Below are 17,905 nucleotides of genomic sequence, written 5' to 3' on the forward strand. Positions count from 1 at the left end.
ATGCTCCCTTTAGTTGGAATTCTTGATGTTATCTTTCCTTCGTAACGCCCGACCAATACACAGGCCATGCTTGTTCAAGCCGGCGGAATGAACGCTCTTCACCCCCATAGAGCATTTCGACGTCGATACCGTCCAACAGCGTCAGAAAGGCTGAGGCAGCCTGCCGGGGATGTAGAATAATCTGTCCTTTAACAGGGCAGCCAGCGGCAAAAAGACGTGACCAGTGATCCTCCAGACTGTCGAGAAAAGGGTAAAGTATGCCCATAACCTCGTTGTAAAGTGATTTTGGCGGAAAGAACGACATTCGTAAAAGGAACTTCGCTTCATTATCTTCGTGATACTCACGCTGTCTATTCGTCAAAAATCCTTTCAATTGCTCTTCGAGAGGAAGCTGCTCGTGTTCAATGAAATAGTGCTTTATTTGTTGCTCCTGTCTTTGAAAGACAGACTGCAGCACCTTCATGAATAGATCCTCTTTGCTTGCAAAGTGCGCATATATCGATGGTTTCTTAATACCACAGTCATCGGCGATATTTTTCAAAGATGCCCCCTCATAACCGTCTCTGGCAAAATGGGTTAGTGCCGCCTGCATTATATTTGATGAAGTCATATTTTTAATCCACCTCTCTAACTAACGGTCGTTAGGTTTATTTTTTCAAATTGAGAGTCACTTGTCAAGAAAAAAAGCAAAAAAAAAAATGTTCGACAAACATTCTAATTATATGACACTGAAAGGTTACAACTTTGTCGTAATTAGGGGTTTCTGTATCCTGTTCGTAGGAAGAACGTATAACTTCATGTAGAATATGGTGGACAACATAACTAACATCCGGAAAAACGTTATTGGTGGGAGTGGGGTTACAAGAAATGAGAAAGGGAATACAGGCTGTTATCATATCGGCGATATTATTCGCTTTTTATTACTTTGGTTTCGATTATTTTGGTAAAACGGCCGGTACGGTTGTCAGTGTGTTCTCTACGCTTACGGTTGTTTCCATTGGTTTAATGATTTTTATGGAGAACCGCCAACCTTCAGCAACGATGGCTTGGATTTTGCTGCTGGCCCTGATACCGATCGTGGGTCTCTTTTTTTATTTGCTGTTCGGGCAGAACTATTTCAAACGTAGAAAATACGATAAAAAAGCGCAACGTGATCTCTTGGCATACGAAAGTGAAGTGCTTCAGCGCAGTACTCCGGATCTGACTTCGTTCCGGCAGGATCATCAGCAGCTTCTTCAGCTGTCGCAGCGTCTGGCGCGTACACCGATCTCCTTTTCGACAGAAACGAAGGTGCTCACGAACGGCGAAGAGACGTTCTCCGCACTTCTTCCTGAGCTGCAAAAGGCGCAGCATCATATCCATATGGAGTATTACATTTACCGGGGGGATGAGATCGGTACACAAATTCAGAGAATTCTTATGAACAAAGCAAGAGAGGGCGTGTACGTAAGATTTATGGTCGATGCTGTGGGCAGCTTGCAGTTGCCTCCGTCATTCTTGAATGAGATGAAGGAAGCCGGTGTCCAGGTCGCTGTGTTCGGCAGTCCGCGGACGATTTTTTTTACCAGCCGGGTTAATTACCGCAATCACCGCAAAATCGTCGTGATCGACGGCAGCGTAGCCTTTATAGGCGGTTTAAATATCGGAGATGAATATTTAAGCCGCAACAAAACGTATGGCTTCTGGCGTGATACGCATATGCTTGTCCGGGGCGAGGCCGTGCGGACGCTGCAGGTCATATTCATGCAAGATTGGAAATACGTTACAGATGAGGTTGTAACGGAGCAGGAATATTATTCACCGGATCTGCTGGAGAACCGGAACGGGGCGGTTCAGATTATCGCCAGTGGACCGGATAATGAGCGGAGGGCGCTCAAAAACATTTTTTTCTCTATGATTGTATCGGCCCGTAAGTCAGTATGGATTGCAACACCGTATTTTATTCCGGATGATGATATTTTGACAGCTCTGCGTGTAGCAGCGCTGTCCGGATTGGATGTCCGGATTCTGTTTCCGGCCAAGCCCGATAAGTGGCTCCCGTTTTTAGCGTCGCATTCCTACTTTCCGACTCTTCTCGATGCGGGAGTCCGTATTTATGAGTACGAAAAGGGATTTTTGCACTCCAAATTGTTGATTGTGGACGGCGAGATTGCGACCATTGGAACAGCAAATATGGATATGCGCAGCTTTCACTTGAATTTTGAAGTGAACGCCTTACTCGTCGAGACGGAGAGTGTGCAGCAGATGGTTAATGATTTTGAGCGTGATTTGCAATTTACGACTCTGATTGACCGGGACACATTCATGAATAAGCGGATTATTGTTCGTCTGCTGGAATCAGGTGCACGTCTGATGTCACCGTTGTTGTAATTGTTCTTCGCAGTGATAGATAATAGTTAAAAGAACCATCGACAGCAGAAAGGAACATGCTCTGCAGTCGGTGGTTTTTTGTATGCGTTGAACGGAAACAGAGAATAAGCAGCCTGCCGGTTGAACTTGTGCATTGAAATATATGCGGGCCGACCGAGTTTTCCCAAACGTTATCAAAAGGTAGTAAAGCCCAGCAGTTTCTGGAGCTTGAACACAATATTTTTCAGCCAGGTTGTCTTTTCTTGATGGACACTGAATTCCAGCGTGAATTCCGCTCCACGGTTGAACCACAGTCTGTCGAAATAGTCATCCACCTGTTTCTTCAAAGGATGATTCAGCGGAATAGCAGCCCAGAGGTTATTCTCCAGATTATAATCCTTCAGATTACGCGGTGTGAAATTGGTGGGGCCACCGATCATGACCGATTTACCGGAAGGCTTCGCTACATACAACAATTTGGGGTGGTATTGTTCTTTTCCAGTATTGTACCATCGGATCGTGATGGACTTCTTCGACCGTTTCATCAGCTCAGCCGCTGCGGGCTGGTTAGGAATGCCGAATTTGTTCTGTCCGAAGGCGTTCTTGTTCGGGTCCAGGATGAGACGAACATCGACTCCCCGTTTGGCAGCATCAACCAATCCGTTCATGGCCTTTCCTTCAGCCAAATAGAACATGCCGATCCATAGCACATCTCCCGGATCCGCGTGATGAATGCTCTCCAGTATATATTTATACCCCTTGCCCTCTGTTACATAGCGGATATCCACGGATCTTTCAGAGGAGATGGTTGTCTTTGGCGCAGCTGCCGATTGGTATTCGGGAAGCTTCACACCGCCCGTGAGGTCAACTGCAGCCTGCTCTATAGCTAGGATGTCCTTGATGACCTCTCCTCCTGCCTCAATGGCGATGTTGGAATGATAGGCACTGGCGTCATGGATATTGGCGGAGGTTACTAGTGCTGTTTTCTCACTGACGATGAGTTTTCGATGGTTTGCTTTTAAATTAAGCAGTTTCAGGTATGAGCGCACCGTAAGTGGAGGTCCTTCTTTTGCCATCAGATTGGGCAGCTTTCCCTTACCGGCTTGTCCGAACCATTGGAAAAAGGTACGCCATATAGCGGAATAAACCGGTGTAGAATCTCGTAGCCGATTGACATCCGTTATCACAACAGTGATGCCTGCGTTTTTCATGCTTTCAAGCAGCGGGTTCGGCGCCGAGCCGTAATTGGTGTTCACCTCATCTGTGATAAATACCATGTCCACTTCGGGATAGGCTTGTTTATGACGGATAAGCCGTTCAGTCAATTTTCCACTCACAGGGGGAAATTGCTGGTCTTTGTGAGTGTAATTGTTATATAAAAACATATCGATCACGAGAAATTGCCGGGATTCGTCAATAATTTGCCCGATCCGTTTGTGGATCTGCTGCTCATAGACAGGTTGGCCCTTCGGCCCCTTGTAGGTGATATCTGTCCAGAATTGGACCTTATCCGTACGGTAGAGCGGGCTTTCGTATGAAAGACCAGGTGGCAGCGGCTTGTGGGTATGATACAACATGACAGCAATGAGCCAGAGGACTAGCAGAACAACACTAGTACGGAGCCAATGTATCCGTTTCTTTCTTGGAGACTTTCGGTGAATGTTGAAGAAAGACCAGAACAGCATAATCCACCTTCTTTCTGTTGTTTTATGTCTGGTCGACAGTCGATTGGTAAAAATGTATAATCGATGTACTAAATTTATATAAAGTCGGATGATTCAATAAGAGCATTTTATTATTTACCAAAAGCAATTTGGTTTAAACAATTTATGAAATATCAGAAGATACATAGAAGCGCAATCTAGAAACGGCTACTTAACGGGAGGGACGTATGAACAATCGGAACAAGCAGGTGGCTCCTGCCAGCGGAGAGATTAGACCTGCATCTAATGAAACAGTTTCGGACAACAAAGGCATGCTCCTGCCGGAGGTGCCCACAGGTGAGCGGAAAATAGAACATGTCCGGTTATGCCTTGAGGAAGAAGTAGGAGGCCGGGATGTGACAACGGGGTTTGAGAATTACCGGTTCCGCCATGCGGCTTTGCCAGAGGTGGACTTTGACGATGTGAGTCTGGCAACCTCTTTTCTCGGGTTCTCCATGGTAACGCCGCTTTTGATCAGCTCCATGACTGGAGGTAGCAAGGCAACGGGGGAGATTAACATGCGTCTGGCTGAAGCCGCGGAGCGCCGAGGTTGGGCGCTTGGTGTCGGCTCCATCCGGGCGGCTGTGGAGCGTGGAGAGCTTGCGCCTACGTTTCGGGTTCGGGAAAAGGCGCCCAGCATTCCGGTTATCGCCAATCTTGGCGCGGTGCAGCTCAATTACGGGTTTGGTCCGGATGATTGCCGGCGGGCCGTGGACATTGCCGGAGCAGACCTGCTCGTACTGCATTTGAATGGACTGCAGGAAGTGTTCCAGCCCGAAGGCAACACCCGGTTCGGAGGACTACTGCCCAAGATCGAAGAGTTATGCCGGGTACTTGAAGTTCCGGTAGGCATCAAGGAAGTGGGTTGGGGAATCGACGGCTTTACAGCGCGAAGCCTGCTGGATGCCGGAGCTGCATTTATTGATGTGGCCGGAGCGGGGGGGACTTCTTGGAGCCAAGTCGAGAAATTCCGCAGCAGCGATCCTGTCCGCCGTGCGGCGGCGGAGGCGTTCGCAGGCTGGGGCAACCCGACCGCTGACTGCATCGCCGAGGTGAGAGAGGCTGCACCAACCGCTGCCCTGATTGGCAGCGGGGGTCTGAACAACGGCGTGGATGCGGCTAAGGCTCTTGCGATCGGTGCCGATCTGGCAGGTTTTGGCCGAGGATTGCTCGGCTCGGCAGTGTCTTCCGAGGAGGCGCTGGACCACAAGCTGGCGCAGGTTGAGCTGGAGCTGCGGACGGCGATGTTCGGCATCGGAGCGGTAAATATTACGGCTCTGAAAGAGACGGACCGTCTGGTGAAACGGTTCTGACTTTTAAATCCAAACATTCATTTAATGGCCCTTTTTCCGACAAGGATTAGGGGTCTTTTTCTATGCAGGCAGAAAATAAGTATATCTCGACCCGATGAATGATATGTAAATGACGTCTTATCAGAATTTTTGTTTATTTACAAGATGATCTCAAATTCAAAAAAACCTTTTGCCAATTCGTGCTAAAAACCTTATATTAGGAGTACTTATAGCAATAATTGTTCGCTTTTAAAGGTAAGGAGAAGGATATTAGAAAGGGTGAACTCTTTTGAAGAGACCTGCATTTCAATTTAGTACGAGAACTGTAGTGACGATCGGAATCTGTTCAGCTTTGTATGGAGCAACCTTTATGATTGGTATTCCCGCGGGGCCAGACACCTTTTTGAAGCCGGCTATTGCGCTGTTGGCGATTTTTGGAGCGCTCTTCGGTCCGATGGTCGCTTTTGCGGCAGGTTTGATTGGACACGTGCTTACTGATTTGATGAGCAGTGGTATGGTGTGGTGGGGATGGGCGCTCGGTTCCGGCATTACAGGAGCGTTCATGGGTCTGATCTATATGCACAAAAAATTTGACCCTCACAGCGGTTCGGTAACAGGTAAACAGATTGGCATGCTGACGGTATACGGCGTTGTGGGCATCGTGTTGTCTCTTTTCTTCTCCGGATGGTTTGATGCTGTCTTTATGGGTGAACCAACGGATAAATTGATTCTTCAAGTGAGTGTGGCTTCCTTGGCCAACATCGCGGTGTTCGTAGTACTCGGTCTTCCGGCCGTATTAGGGTACTCAAAACGGAGTGCGAAGTCCAGCAATTTGACGATTAACGAATAAACTGAGGAGTGCAGACTAACATGCAGCCCATCATCTCATTTCAACAATTCAGCTTTCGCTATAAAAACCAGTCGGAGCCAACCCTCCGTGATATTACCCTCGACATTTACCCGGGGGAAAAAATATGGATCGCTGGGCCAAGCGGCTCCGGCAAATCAACTTTAGCCCATTGTCTAAATGGGCTAATTCCTTTTATGTACGAAGGTGAGGTTATCGGAAGTCTTACGGTAGGAGGAGCCGGCTATACGGAAGGCGGCGTTTTTGGGCGCAGCCGGACCGTAGGCACCATATTGCAGGATTCCGATGCCCAGTTTGTTGGGCTTACCGTTGGAGAAGATACCGCATTTGTTATGGAAAACCGGGAAGTTCCCCGTCCACAGATGAAAAGCGCCGTCATCTCCTCACTGCAAATGGTGGACATGCTGGACCGGATCGAAGATAGCCCACATGACCTGTCCGGGGGACAGAAGCAGAGCGTGTCTCTTGCAGGTGTTCTGTCTACAGATGCAGAGGTGCTGCTCTTTGATGAGCCGCTCGCCAATCTGGATCCGGCTGCGGGGAGACGGGCTATGGGGCTGATTGAAAGCATTCGCCAAGACAGCGGCAAAACGGTCATTATTATTGAGCACCGGGTGGAAGATGTGCTACTGGAACCGGTAGACAGGATCGTGCTGCTGCACAAGGGACGCATTGTCGCCGAGGGAACTCCGGATGAGCTTCTGATAGCAGGTACTCTTCGACAATACGGCCTGCGTCCGCCTCTTTTCGTGGATGCGATGGAGTATGCAGGAATATCGCTTGAAGGCATGACAGATTTGGCAGTTCCCCGCAGGCTTGATATCGTAGGTGCTCAGGATAAGCTGAACCAGTTTGCGAATCATGCGTTGCTCAGGAACGAGATTTCGGATAAAGAGGCTCTGCTTAGCCTTCGAAATTTGGGGTTCCGCTATGAAGCAGGCAGGACGGTGCTAGAAGATGTGAGTCTCGATATCGGGGCTGGGGAAACGGTCGCTCTGCTCGGTGCGAACGGAGCGGGTAAATCAACCTTGTCTAATCTCATTACAGGACTGTTGAAACCGCGTTCCGGTGAAATTTTGCTTCATGGGGAAAATATCGCCAAGTGGTCCATACGGCGCCGTGGAGAAGAAATCGGGTATGTTATGCAAAATCCGAACCGCATGATCAGCCAGCACCTCATTATGGAAGAGGTCGGACTTGGGTTGAAAGCCCGAAAAGTGGATCCGGCTGTCATACAAGAGCGGGTGGAGCAGGTGCTTAAGGTGTGCGGATTGTATCCATACCGAAGCTGGCCGGTTTCCGCACTTAGCTATGGTCAGAAGAAGCGTCTGACCATAGCCTCGATTCTGGTGCTTCAGCCAAAACTTATCATATTGGATGAGCCGACAGCAGGACAGGATTATCGTCATTATAAAGAGTTTATGGATTTTATCGGGCAGCTTGCCCAGCAGGGAACCGCTTTTCTGTTTATTACGCATGACATGTACCTTGCACTGGAATATGCGGACCGGGCAGCAGTGCTGTGCGGTGGGCGAATGATTGCTTGCGCTTCCCCGGCCTCGATTTTGAGCGACGCAAAGGTAACGGAAGCCGCTCACTTAAGGGAGACTTCCCTGTCCGTATTTGCTCGGGCTAACAGGCTTGAACATCCAGAGCGCTTCGTCCAGGCTTTTGTTTCGCGTGAGAAAAGAGGGAAGTCTTATGAGTAGAACAGGTAGTCTATATGTGCCCGGTCGTTCCTGGTTTCATCGGATGGACGGAGCGGTCAAACTGGTGCTCTTTGTTGTCTGGACCGTGCTGGCGTTTATGTTCATGGACCTTCGGGTGTTTGTTGTGATGCTGGCTGCTGGCGCTGCCATGCTGATTTATTCGGGTGTGCCTTTTCGCAAAATGGCCTTTCTTTTTGGATTAATCGTTCTCTTTTCAATTATAAATGGGTTGTTTATTCTTCTGATTACGCCGACCTTCGGGACAAGGCTGACCGGAACGGACACACCGGTTATTCCAATCGGTTACGCTGTGATCAATCAGGAGACGCTGTTTTATGTGCTGACTTTGTCGGCCAAATATTTAACATTGCTACCGATGACGCTTCTCTGTCTGTTTACGACGATGCCGAGCGCTTTTGCAGCCAGCCTGAACCGGGTAGGCGTTCCTTATAAAGTTGCATATGCTGTCAGCATTGCCCTTCGTTATATTCCGGATTTGATCGCGGAATTCCGCAGCACGCTGCATTCGATGGAGGCCCGTGGATTGGGAATCTCTAAAGAAGACGGCAGTATTGCGAAGCGGCTTTCGAATCTGTCAGCGGTTGTTGTACCAGTGCTTCAGTCGGCACTTCATCGGATTGATTCTGTCACCAATGCGATGGAGCTTCGGGGCTTCGGGGCTGGGAAGAAGAGAACATGGTACAGCGGAGGGGATATGACTGCTGCGGATTGGGTAGTCATCGGATTGGCTCTATCCGTTCTCGGATTTGGAATCTGGCTTAGAAGCCGTGGATTGAACGCTTTTTGGTATCCTTTTGAATAAGAGATATTCATGGTTTGAACAAAAGGTATGATCTGATATAATTAGTAGGATTGTTTAGAGAAACCCATAAGGAGTTGTCACATAAATGGCTTTAAAAGCAGGAATCGTCGGTCTGCCGAACGTCGGCAAATCCACATTGTTTAACGCAATTACACAGGCGGGGGCGGAATCAGCCAACTATCCGTTTTGTACAATTGACCCTAACGTTGGTGTCGTGGAAGTGCCGGACGAGCGGCTCGACAAGCTGACCGAACTGGTGCAGCCGAACAAAACTGTACCTACCGCATTCGAATTCGTGGATATTGCAGGTCTGGTCCGCGGCGCAAGTAAAGGAGAGGGTCTTGGGAACAAGTTCCTCGCTCATATCCGTGAAGTGGACGCGATCGTGCATGTGGTAAGATGCTTCGAGGATGAGAATATCACTCACGTAGACGGTAAGGTGAATCCGGTCAGTGACATTCAGACGATTAACCTGGAGCTGATTCTGGCTGACCTCGACAGCGTGGAGAAGCGAATTGAGCGTACGAAGAAGAATATGAAGGGCGGCAACAAGACTTACGCACAGGAAGTCGAACTGCTGGAGCGCGTGAAGGAAGCTTTGTACAATGATCAGCCTGCCCGCAGTGTGGAACTCAGCGATGAAGAGAAACTGGTCATTCGTGACTTGCATCTGTTGACATTGAAGCCGGTTCTGTATGCGGCGAACTTGAGTGAGGACGGCGTGAACGAAGCGGACAGCAATCCGTACGTGCAACAGGTGAGAGATTTTGCTGCAGCCGAGAACGCTGCTGTCGTGCCGATCAGTGCTAAAGTGGAAGCTGAAATTGCCGAACTCGAAGGTGAAGATAAGGCTATGTTCCTTGAGGAACTGGGCCTTGAGGAATCCGGTCTGAATCGTCTGATCAAGGCTGCTTACAGCCTGCTTGGACTCTACACCTACTTTACGGCAGGGGTTCAAGAAGTTCGCGCATGGACGATCCGCAAAGGAACTAAAGCACCGCAGGCGGCAGGTGTCATTCATACTGACTTCGAGCGTGGATTTATCCGTGCAGAAGTGGTTTCCTATGATGACCTTCAAGCAGCCGGATCGATGAACGGGGCGAAAGAGCGTGGCCAGCTGCGTCTGGAAGGTAAAGACTACACTGTGAAAGACGGCGATGTTATGCATTTCCGTTTCAATGTGTAATTAACAATGTATTGAAAAAGACAGGGGTCTCTTTGTGGAGGCGCCTGTCTTTTTCATAGCCTTTTTTATTTCAATGTTATCGGAAGAGTGATCTCCAAATCTGGAAGATACTCTATTTTTGGGATTCCATTTGAGTCTAGCTCGAATTGATTTCTATCTTCATTTTTAAATAAGTACTTATATGTCTTAATGGTTATTGATTTGGGGATTGATTCAAACGGTTCAAATCGGGAATCAGTTATCATAACATTGCCGTCTGTTGGGTTCCATCCATTTGCATTAATTAATTTTAATTTATTGCCCTTTTCATCGAATATATCGTAGCCCAAAAGAGGAAGAGATGATGCAATCTCTAGATTTTTAGGTAACTCAATACGTGTAGTTAGGTTGGTTGTAATCGGCGTAAATTCTACTTTATCCAACTTCAAATTGATGTTCTCATATTGCCGACTTATTGATGGATTAAGAGCCAGATTATCCTTTGTATTCTTTTCAACTGGAATATCAATTTCAAATGGCTCCTGGATACCCAAAACTGAAATTTTCAATGTTAAGTCAAATTTATCAGGAAAGACCTTTCCCCCTTGGTTATGTCGATCTGAAAATTGTATAATTGCACTATTATCTTCTATACTGGGAATAATATATGGATCAATAGAATTACTTGTATTAGCAGGCGCATAAGAATTGACTGGTTCTCCATTAATGAAAAGTTCTATGTTGCTAATTAGTTCCTGCATATTCTTATCTAAATATTTCTTCACAGAAGACTGATGCTCAATACCAATCGACACACGTGTGCCATCAAACATTACGACTGGCACATTTAGTGTCAAATTGTCATGAGAATCGCTTGAATTAACAGTTGTAACCAGACCCTTTTCATCTGCAGTTTTCAGACCAAGATCACCAGCAAATTTAAATATTGAATTTATTCCGGGAATTTGTTTAATAGATGCTGCCATCGTTGGCGAAATAAATCCTGAACCCATTAAAATCACAAACGCAGAAGCAACAGCTATTATTGTTCTACCCGCTCTATTTTTATTGCGAGTGGCTATAACTCTGGAATTTGCTGCTTTACTGTTTACTTCAGCATATTTCTCCATAGTACGCTCAACTAAATCTACTTCAATAGGTGTTTCTCTAATCAAACTTTGTAATTGATTAAAATCTTTATCCTCCAGTTTTATACGAGTGTTCATAGATTTTTCCTCCTTCTATTTTTTGCTGAATCAATTTTTTTCGAATTCGTTCATATTTTTTTCGAATGGTAGTGGATTTAATGTCCATAATCGAAGCTATTTCGTCATAGCTATATTCCTCAAGAGAACGAAGTAAAAGAATTTGCCTTTCTTCCATATTTAGATTGTCTAATAAATCATGGATCAGATCGGTATATTCATTTTCCATCTTGTAGTCATTATTTATCTCGTATTGCATTAAGGATTTATAACGTTTGCTTCTTATCTTAAGTAGATCTGTACAATGATTTCGCGCTATTGTATAAAGCCAAGCTGAAAAAGAGACATTGTAAGAAAAACGCGTTATATTCTCCAACCCTTTAATAAAAATATCTTGAGCAGCATCCTCAGCCTCTTCATGACTTTTAAGTAAATAATAGCAATATAAAAAAATACGTTTTTGAAAGCGACTTATAATATAGGCGTAAGATGGAATATCCCCTAACTTTACTCTCTCCAGTACGGACATTAATTCGCTATCATCCATATTTGATTGACTCATCTTTATCCCCCCTTTCAAAATATACAACTGAAAAGTATGGGCTTTTGTGACAAAGGAGAAAATTCCTTTTCGTTTATCCTTTTTATTTCAAGGAAAAATATATTTCCATCTATATGCTAAACTGGGTATCTCCCTTCTAGTCAAATCAGTTGATTCATGTTAAAATAAAAAGTCGTTTGTTACTGCTGTATTACGGTTTATGCAATGACCTTTGTTAATAAATGACGTGCTTTTGTTTAAACATAATTAGGAAATATATATGTAGAGAGGTGAATTCCCTTGTTGGACCGATTGCAATCCCTTGCGGACCGTTATGAAAAGTTAAGCGAGCTGCTCTGCGATCCCGATGTTGCAAACGACTCGAAAAAGTTGAGGGATTATTCCAAAGAACAATCCGATTTGCAGCCTGCTTACGAGGCCTTTGTTGAATATAAAAATGTGATTGACGAGCTTGACGCTGCCAAGACGATGCAGGGCGAGAAGCTGGATGATGAGATGCGCGAAATGGTGAAGATGGAAATCGACGAACTTAGCGCACGCCAGCAGACACTCGAAGAGACGATCCGCGTTTTGCTTCTGCCGAAGGACCCGAATGACGATAAGAACGTTATTGTCGAAATCCGCGGAGCGGCAGGTGGTGATGAGGCGGCACTGTTCGCTTCGGATCTATACCGGATGTACACCCGTTATGCGGATACCCAAGGCTGGAAGGTTGAGTTAATGGACGTCAACTCGAATGATCTCGGCGGATTTAAGGAAGTTATTTTCTTGATCAACGGCCGCGGTGCTTACAGCAAAATGAAGTTTGAAAGTGGAGCACACCGGGTACAACGTATTCCGACAACGGAATCGGGCGGCCGCATTCATACGTCTACTTCGACAGTTGCGGTTATGCCGGAAGCTGAAGAAGTGGATATCGAAATCCATGATAAAGATATTCGTGTGGATACATTCTGTTCCAGCGGTGCAGGCGGACAATCCGTTAACACGACGAAATCTGCGGTACGTGTCACGCACGTTCCAACAGGTATCGTTGCGACATGTCAGGACGGAAAGTCACAGAACTCCAACAAAGATAAGGCGCTGCAGGTACTTCGTACCCGTATCTATGATATGATGCGTCAGGAAGAAGAAGCAAAATATTCCGGCGAGCGTAAGAGCAAGGTAGGTACTGGCGATCGCAGTGAGCGGATCCGTACGTACAACTTCCCGCAAAGCCGTGTGACGGATCACCGGATCGGCTTGACTTTGCACAAGCTGGATCAGGTGATGAACGGAGAAATTGAGGAAATCGTTTCAGCCTTGACCCTTGCGGAGCAAGCAGAAATGATGGATAGAGGAGAATAACGCTTTGGAGCGGAAATTATTCGTATCGACGCCGGAGCGCAGCATAAGAGAAGCCTATATAGAGGCTTCTTCTTTTTTAGAAAACTGCGGCGTACTGGAGCCGCAGCGTAATGCCCAGTTGCTGCTGGAGTTTGTGCTTGGATTGACCGGTACAGCCTACTATATGGCGCTACCGGAGACCTTCCCGGAGGATCGGCGCACGGCATGGGAAGAGGCCATTAACCGGAAGGGAGATGGTGTGCCTGCACAGTATATTATCGGGGAGCAGGAGTTTTATGGTCTTCCTTTTGAGGTGACATCGGCCGTACTCATTCCGCGTCCGGAAACAGAGCTGTTGGTGGAAGCCGTGCTGAAGCATGCCGACACAGCATCCAGGCTTACAGTTTTGGATATCGGTACCGGGAGTGGCGCCATTGGTGTAAGCCTGGCGCTGAAATCGCCTATGTGGCAGGTACTCGCTAGTGATATTTCTCCGGAAGCACTTCAGGTGGCCCAGCGTAATGCGAAGCGACTAGGTGCGACTGTGGAATTTCGACAAGGGAATCTGTTGGAGCCGTTCGCTGGTCTTGCGCCTGATATTGTGGTGTCCAACCCACCGTATATTCCGGCGGAGGATATTGAAGAGCTGCAGCCGGAGGTTCGGGATCACGAGCCGCGCACCGCACTTGACGGCGGTGAGGATGGTTTAAATCCTTACCGGATCATGATGGAGCAGTTGCCTCTATTGGCATCAGCGCCGCGTATCATTGCCTTTGAGCTTGGCATGGGCCAGGCAAAAGATGTGGCAGACCTGCTGCGTTCGACAGGGCATTGGAACCGTATCATTACGGTCCCGGACCTTGCCGGCATTAATAGACATGTATTGGGAATTTCGCTGTAATTGTCATTCGGCCCTTTTTTTCTTACAATAGTAAGTATGATTGTTAAATTGCCTTCAGGGCGCAGGGGAGCATGAAGCTCCGGCACAGGGGGACCGAAGATGCTTCAAAAGATTAAAAAGATTGATTTCGTTATAGTGGCTGTATTGGTCATGTTGATGATTATTAGTATTACGTCGATATACAGTGTTACCATGGGAGATCCGAAATTTGAGGGCTCCCATATTAAGATGATCCTATATTATATAGTAGGCTTTATTGCCTTTTTTGGAATGAGCATACTGGATTATCGTCTTCTAATGAAATATGCTTGGTATATTTATTTTGGTGGTATAGCGCTGCTGCTGTTTGTCATGTTTTTCGGGGCAACCATAAACGGTTCGCAGGGCTGGATCTCGCTTGGTTTCGCCAGCTTGCAGCCGGCCGAGATGTTCAAGCTTGTTTTAATTATTATTCTCACGTACGCACTAATTCGCAAAAACAAGCCCCAACTGTCTTTTATCCGAGATGTGATCCCGGTTGGCCTGCTTGCGTTCATTCCATTCGTGCTCGTTATGGGGATAAACGACCTCGGGAATGCGCTCAGTTATGTCATTATTTTGGTCGGATTGCTGTGGATTGGTAACGTCAAATTATTTCATGCTTTGATCGGGCTGGTTCTGGTAGGCGGCATAGCTATAGGTGGTGCTATGGCCTATGTTCATTATCACGATGAGATTAAGGAGTCCCTCGGCACGGGTTCACGCGCCCACTGGATGGAGCGGATAGATCCTTGGCTGGTACCGGAGAAGGCTACAGCCAAGGCAAGTTGGCATACCCATAATGCCAAGCTGGCTATAGCATCCGGCGGCATGGGCGGAAAAGGCTTTATGGAGGGAACATCGGTGCAGTCGGGCCGCGTGCCTTACACGTATTCAGATTCCATCTTTGTGCAAATCGCGGAGGAATACGGATTTATCGGCTCTTCTGTGCTGCTGCTTTTATATTTTGTTTTGATTCACCGGATGATTCTGATCTCACTGGAGTGTCGGGAACGTGCGGGTCCATTTTTGATCGTCGGCATTGTATCGATGTTCTTGTACCAGATCTTTGAGAACATCGGTATGTTTATTGGTCTTATGCCGCTGACGGGAATTACGCTGCCGTTTATCAGTTTTGGGGGAACGTCGCTCGTCATCAGTATGGCCAGTATGGGTGTGGCAATGAGTGTGAAGCTGCATGGACGGGAGATTGAAGAAGATCTGCCGGAGCCGAGCACGTACCGGACAGTTGCCAAGCAAAGCTAGGGCGTTCACAAGGATAGTTATCTACTCAAAACTTAAATGCGGGATATTCTAATTCGTTGGTCAGTAAAATTAAAAATATTTGGATTACTGTACACCTAGTACTTAATCATTAAGCCCTACGGGGCTTTTTTTGTATCTAGTGCGTGTTCAAAAAGGTCGGTTTTCAGCACCAAGAAGGTTGGAAGAAGCTAGGGAGTGAGGAGCGGAGCGTACGTTTTGGGTACGTGAGCACCGGAAGGGCCGGCTGAATTCAAGATTCGATGCCGAGCCCACTCCCTGATTCACTTCGTGATCAAAAGCGGACTCTTTGAACAACCTCTTCTACTCTATCTTTTTAATAAAAGTGCTAGATTGCACGTTTAGGCTCTCTCTCAGCCGGACATACTGATAGACATCATAGATTATCAGGAGAGGCGGCTAGCATAATGAGAAAGAATAGCGAGACACTCCGTATTATTGTAAAACAAATGATCATGCTCTTATCCATATTGTTTATGGTTGTGATGGCTTGGGAAGGACAACGGATTGACGCGGCAGTTGCGGGAGGCCCGATTCCGGAAGAATCGATCCGGCTTCGTATTTTGGCTAACTCGGACAATCCGTCTGATCAGCTCGTCAAGCGTGAAATTCGTGATGCTGTTGTAGCTCAAATGCAGAGATGGGTTTTAGAATTGGACAATCCGCAAAGCCTGGAGGAAGCAAGAGAGTTAACACGGAGTCATCTGCCAGAAATTGAGCGGTTGGTTGGGGAAGAGCTATCCAAGCGTGGAATCACTTATGCCTATGATGTGAATCTGGGAACCGTGCCGTTCCCGACAAAGCTTTACGGTGGAACTGTGTATCCTGCGGGGGAATATGAAGCCGTCCGGATTACACTGGGTGAAGGCAAAGGCCAGAACTGGTGGTGTGTGCTTTTCCCGCCGCTTTGCTTCATTGATGCAGGCAGTGGCGATGCGGCTGCCCAGCCCGTAGACAACGAAGTAAGAACGGCTTCAGTGCAAGCCGGTGACAACGATGCTTCGGAGGAACGGGGAAATGCTGCTTCAAGTGAGCCTGAGGTGCGGTTTTTCTTATTCGACTTCTTCATCGGTTTGTGGGATTGGATTGTCGGGTTGTTCTAAGTCAATGGATTGGCACCAAGATAGCTGCAAGGCTGCTGGTCAATTCTTCATCGTCATTGGTAGCGAAATATGATACAATTTCAAGCAGAAGAGTGCTTTCTCTTTAGCGAAGGGGCCGTCATGAGGCTGCCGGGGCTGGAGGATACAAGCGCTTTTTCTTTTGGACAAATGGTGACGGCAATCCATTCTGGTTTGGTGTTTGAGCATGCTGCCGAGCTGGGTGATCTATTATAAAGAAAGCTTGGGATAACAATGGAACGAAAAGAGAACGGGAATCTGGGACAGGACTTTCACGCCGGGGGTAAGGTTACGGAATTGTGGAAGGTGTGCGTCAATCATGAAGCCGGAGCAGCAGCTTCTGTTGCCGGACAACCACTGACTGCAGGATCAGATCGAGAGCAGGCGGAATTTTCCTTATGGACTCCGGGATCAGAGGACGCCTTAGCGCTAAATGAGGCTGGTGCTGTACTTGCGGCCGGGGGGACTGTAGCTTTTCCAACGGAAACGGTATACGGTCTAGGTGCGGATGCCAGAAATACAGCTGCGGTGGAACAGATTTTTGCTGCAAAAGGGCGCCCTTCCGATAATCCGCTTATTGTGCATATTTCTGATACGTCTCAGTTGGACGGGCTCGTGCTGGGAGTGAATGATACGGAGCGGCGGTTGATGGAGGCTTTTTGGCCGGGACCGTTAACACTGGTCCTGCCGGTGAAGCCCGGCGCGGTATCTCCGCGCGTGACGGCTGGACTGGATACGGTTGCGGTCCGCATGCCGGATCACAGGGTGGCGCTGGCATTGATCAGCGCCGCAGGCTGTCCGGTTGCTGCGCCAAGCGCCAACCGCTCAGGCCGGCCAAGCCCTACGCTGGCTGGCCATGTGTTTGAGGATCTGGCTGGTGCCATCGACGGCATTCTCGACGGCGGCCCCGCGGGGGTCGGTGTCGAGTCGACGGTCGTCCAGGCCGGCCAGGACGGTACCGTGACGGTGCTGCGCCCCGGCGGCGTCACGGAAGAGCAGCTTGCCGCGCTCACGGCAAGCGTGCAGCGCGACCCGGCGCTTGCGCGCGCCGGGAGCGCAGACAGCCCGGCGCCACGCTCGCCGGGCATGAAGTACACGCACTACGCACCCAAGGGTGCGCTGTGCATCGTCCAGGGGCGGACGGCCGATGCCGTGTCCGCCAAGATCCAGACCGAGCTTGACGCCGCCGGAGCGCGCGGGGAGACGACCGGTGTGCTGTCGTTCGACGAGCACATCGGTAGCTACCGCGCGGACGTCGCCGTCTCGCTCGGCAGCCTGGCCGCACCGGAGGAAGCGGCACACCGGCTTTACGCCGGGCTGCGCCAATTCGATGAAGAAGGCGCGACCTTTATCCTGGCAGAATCCTGCCCGGATAAAGGTCTTGGCGCAGCGGTGATGAACCGGCTGCTGAAGGCGGCGGGTCATCACATTATACATGCGTCGGGTGATGAGCCGACAGTCGATTAGGAGAGCGCGGCACAGTTGCTATGTTGAAGCTGGAGAGAGGGGTGACGCCCTGCCACCCAAGCTTCAGACGTTCATAGTAACTTGCTAAGCTAAGGTAGCCGCTTTTAATCTT

General features: G+C 48.2%; 16 protein-coding genes. 12 read left to right on the plus strand and 4 right to left on the minus strand.

What is annotated here, in order from left to right; genetic code table 11:
• Window positions 1-28 precede the first annotated feature (28 nt).
• A complete protein-coding gene (locus tag AC2TF5_RS01860; protein ID WP_491300598.1) occupies window positions 29-610 on the minus strand; it encodes a TetR/AcrR family transcriptional regulator in 582 nt (193 codons plus the stop codon).
• Between the two features lie 257 nt (window positions 611-867).
• Between AC2TF5_RS01860 and cls the strand changes: the two genes are divergently transcribed.
• Window positions 868-2,370, plus strand: a complete 1,503-nt coding sequence (gene cls / locus AC2TF5_RS01865; protein WP_491300599.1) for a cardiolipin synthase — start codon at window positions 868-870, stop codon at window positions 2,368-2,370.
• Window positions 2,371-2,543: 173 nt separating this feature from the next.
• Here cls and AC2TF5_RS01870 read toward each other — a convergent pair whose 3' ends face one another.
• Complete coding sequence (locus AC2TF5_RS01870) at window positions 2,544-4,034, minus strand: phospholipase D family protein (RefSeq protein WP_491300600.1); 1,491 nt, start codon at window positions 4,032-4,034, stop codon at window positions 2,544-2,546.
• A gap of 290 nt (window positions 4,035-4,324) precedes the next feature.
• On the opposite strand from AC2TF5_RS01870, the gene fni reads away from it, so the two are divergent.
• From fni to ychF, 5 genes are all read left to right on the plus strand, one after another.
• Window positions 4,325-5,365, plus strand: a complete 1,041-nt coding sequence (gene fni / locus AC2TF5_RS01875; protein WP_491302783.1) for a type 2 isopentenyl-diphosphate Delta-isomerase — start codon at window positions 4,325-4,327, stop codon at window positions 5,363-5,365.
• 268 nt (window positions 5,366-5,633) lie between these two features.
• Window positions 5,634-6,194, plus strand: coding sequence for an ECF-type riboflavin transporter substrate-binding protein (locus AC2TF5_RS01880; protein ID WP_241931026.1), 561 nt, complete (start codon window positions 5,634-5,636; stop codon window positions 6,192-6,194).
• 20 nt (window positions 6,195-6,214) lie between these two features.
• Window positions 6,215-7,921, plus strand: a complete 1,707-nt coding sequence (locus AC2TF5_RS01885) for an ABC transporter ATP-binding protein (RefSeq protein ID WP_491300601.1) — start codon at window positions 6,215-6,217, stop codon at window positions 7,919-7,921.
• Complete coding sequence (locus AC2TF5_RS01890) at window positions 7,914-8,744, plus strand: energy-coupling factor transporter transmembrane component T family protein (RefSeq protein WP_491300602.1); 831 nt, start codon at window positions 7,914-7,916, stop codon at window positions 8,742-8,744. Before AC2TF5_RS01885 ends, AC2TF5_RS01890 begins: the two co-directional genes overlap by 8 nt.
• An 85-nt stretch (window positions 8,745-8,829) precedes the next feature.
• Window positions 8,830-9,930, plus strand: coding sequence for a redox-regulated ATPase YchF (gene ychF / locus AC2TF5_RS01895; RefSeq protein WP_491300603.1), 1,101 nt, complete (start codon window positions 8,830-8,832; stop codon window positions 9,928-9,930).
• A 65-nt stretch (window positions 9,931-9,995) separates the two neighbouring features.
• Here the strand turns inward: ychF and AC2TF5_RS01900 are convergent, their stop codons facing one another.
• Entirely contained in the window at window positions 9,996-11,135 is a 1,140-nt protein-coding gene (locus tag AC2TF5_RS01900; protein WP_491300604.1) for a DUF4179 domain-containing protein, read from the minus strand.
• Complete coding sequence (locus AC2TF5_RS01905; protein WP_491300605.1) at window positions 11,107-11,676, minus strand: RNA polymerase sigma factor; 570 nt, start codon at window positions 11,674-11,676, stop codon at window positions 11,107-11,109. Before AC2TF5_RS01905 ends, AC2TF5_RS01900 begins: the two co-directional genes overlap by 29 nt.
• Window positions 11,677-11,955: 279 nt before the next feature.
• Here AC2TF5_RS01905 and prfA point away from each other — a divergent pair, with 279 nt between their 5' ends.
• The 6 genes from prfA (at window position 11,956) to AC2TF5_RS01935 (ending at window position 17,793) form a co-directional block, all read left to right on the plus strand.
• A complete protein-coding gene (prfA, locus tag AC2TF5_RS01910) occupies window positions 11,956-13,023 on the plus strand; it encodes a peptide chain release factor 1 (RefSeq protein ID WP_208917444.1) in 1,068 nt (355 codons plus the stop codon).
• A 4-nt stretch (window positions 13,024-13,027) separates the two neighbouring features.
• Window positions 13,028-13,903 (plus strand): peptide chain release factor N(5)-glutamine methyltransferase, encoded by an 876-nt coding sequence (gene prmC, locus AC2TF5_RS01915; RefSeq protein ID WP_491300606.1) that lies wholly within the window; start codon window positions 13,028-13,030, stop codon window positions 13,901-13,903.
• 99 nt (window positions 13,904-14,002) lie between these two features.
• Window positions 14,003-15,187, plus strand: a complete 1,185-nt coding sequence (locus AC2TF5_RS01920; RefSeq protein ID WP_491300607.1) for an FtsW/RodA/SpoVE family cell cycle protein — start codon at window positions 14,003-14,005, stop codon at window positions 15,185-15,187.
• Between the two features lie 425 nt (window positions 15,188-15,612).
• On the plus strand, window positions 15,613-16,308 hold the full coding sequence (gene spoIIR / locus AC2TF5_RS01925) for a stage II sporulation protein R (protein ID WP_491300608.1): 696 nt from the start codon (window positions 15,613-15,615) through the stop codon (window positions 16,306-16,308).
• Window positions 16,309-16,377: 69 nt separating this feature from the next.
• The gene (locus AC2TF5_RS01930; RefSeq protein WP_491300609.1) at window positions 16,378-16,542 is read left to right on the plus strand and encodes a hypothetical protein; all 165 of its coding nucleotides are present in this window, start codon (window positions 16,378-16,380) and stop codon (window positions 16,540-16,542) included.
• A 141-nt stretch (window positions 16,543-16,683) separates the two neighbouring features.
• The gene (locus AC2TF5_RS01935; protein WP_491302784.1) at window positions 16,684-17,793 is read left to right on the plus strand and encodes an L-threonylcarbamoyladenylate synthase; all 1,110 of its coding nucleotides are present in this window, start codon (window positions 16,684-16,686) and stop codon (window positions 17,791-17,793) included.
• Window positions 17,794-17,905 lie beyond the last annotated feature (112 nt).

It is taken from the genome of Paenibacillus sp. JNUCC 34 (assembly GCF_058269055.1).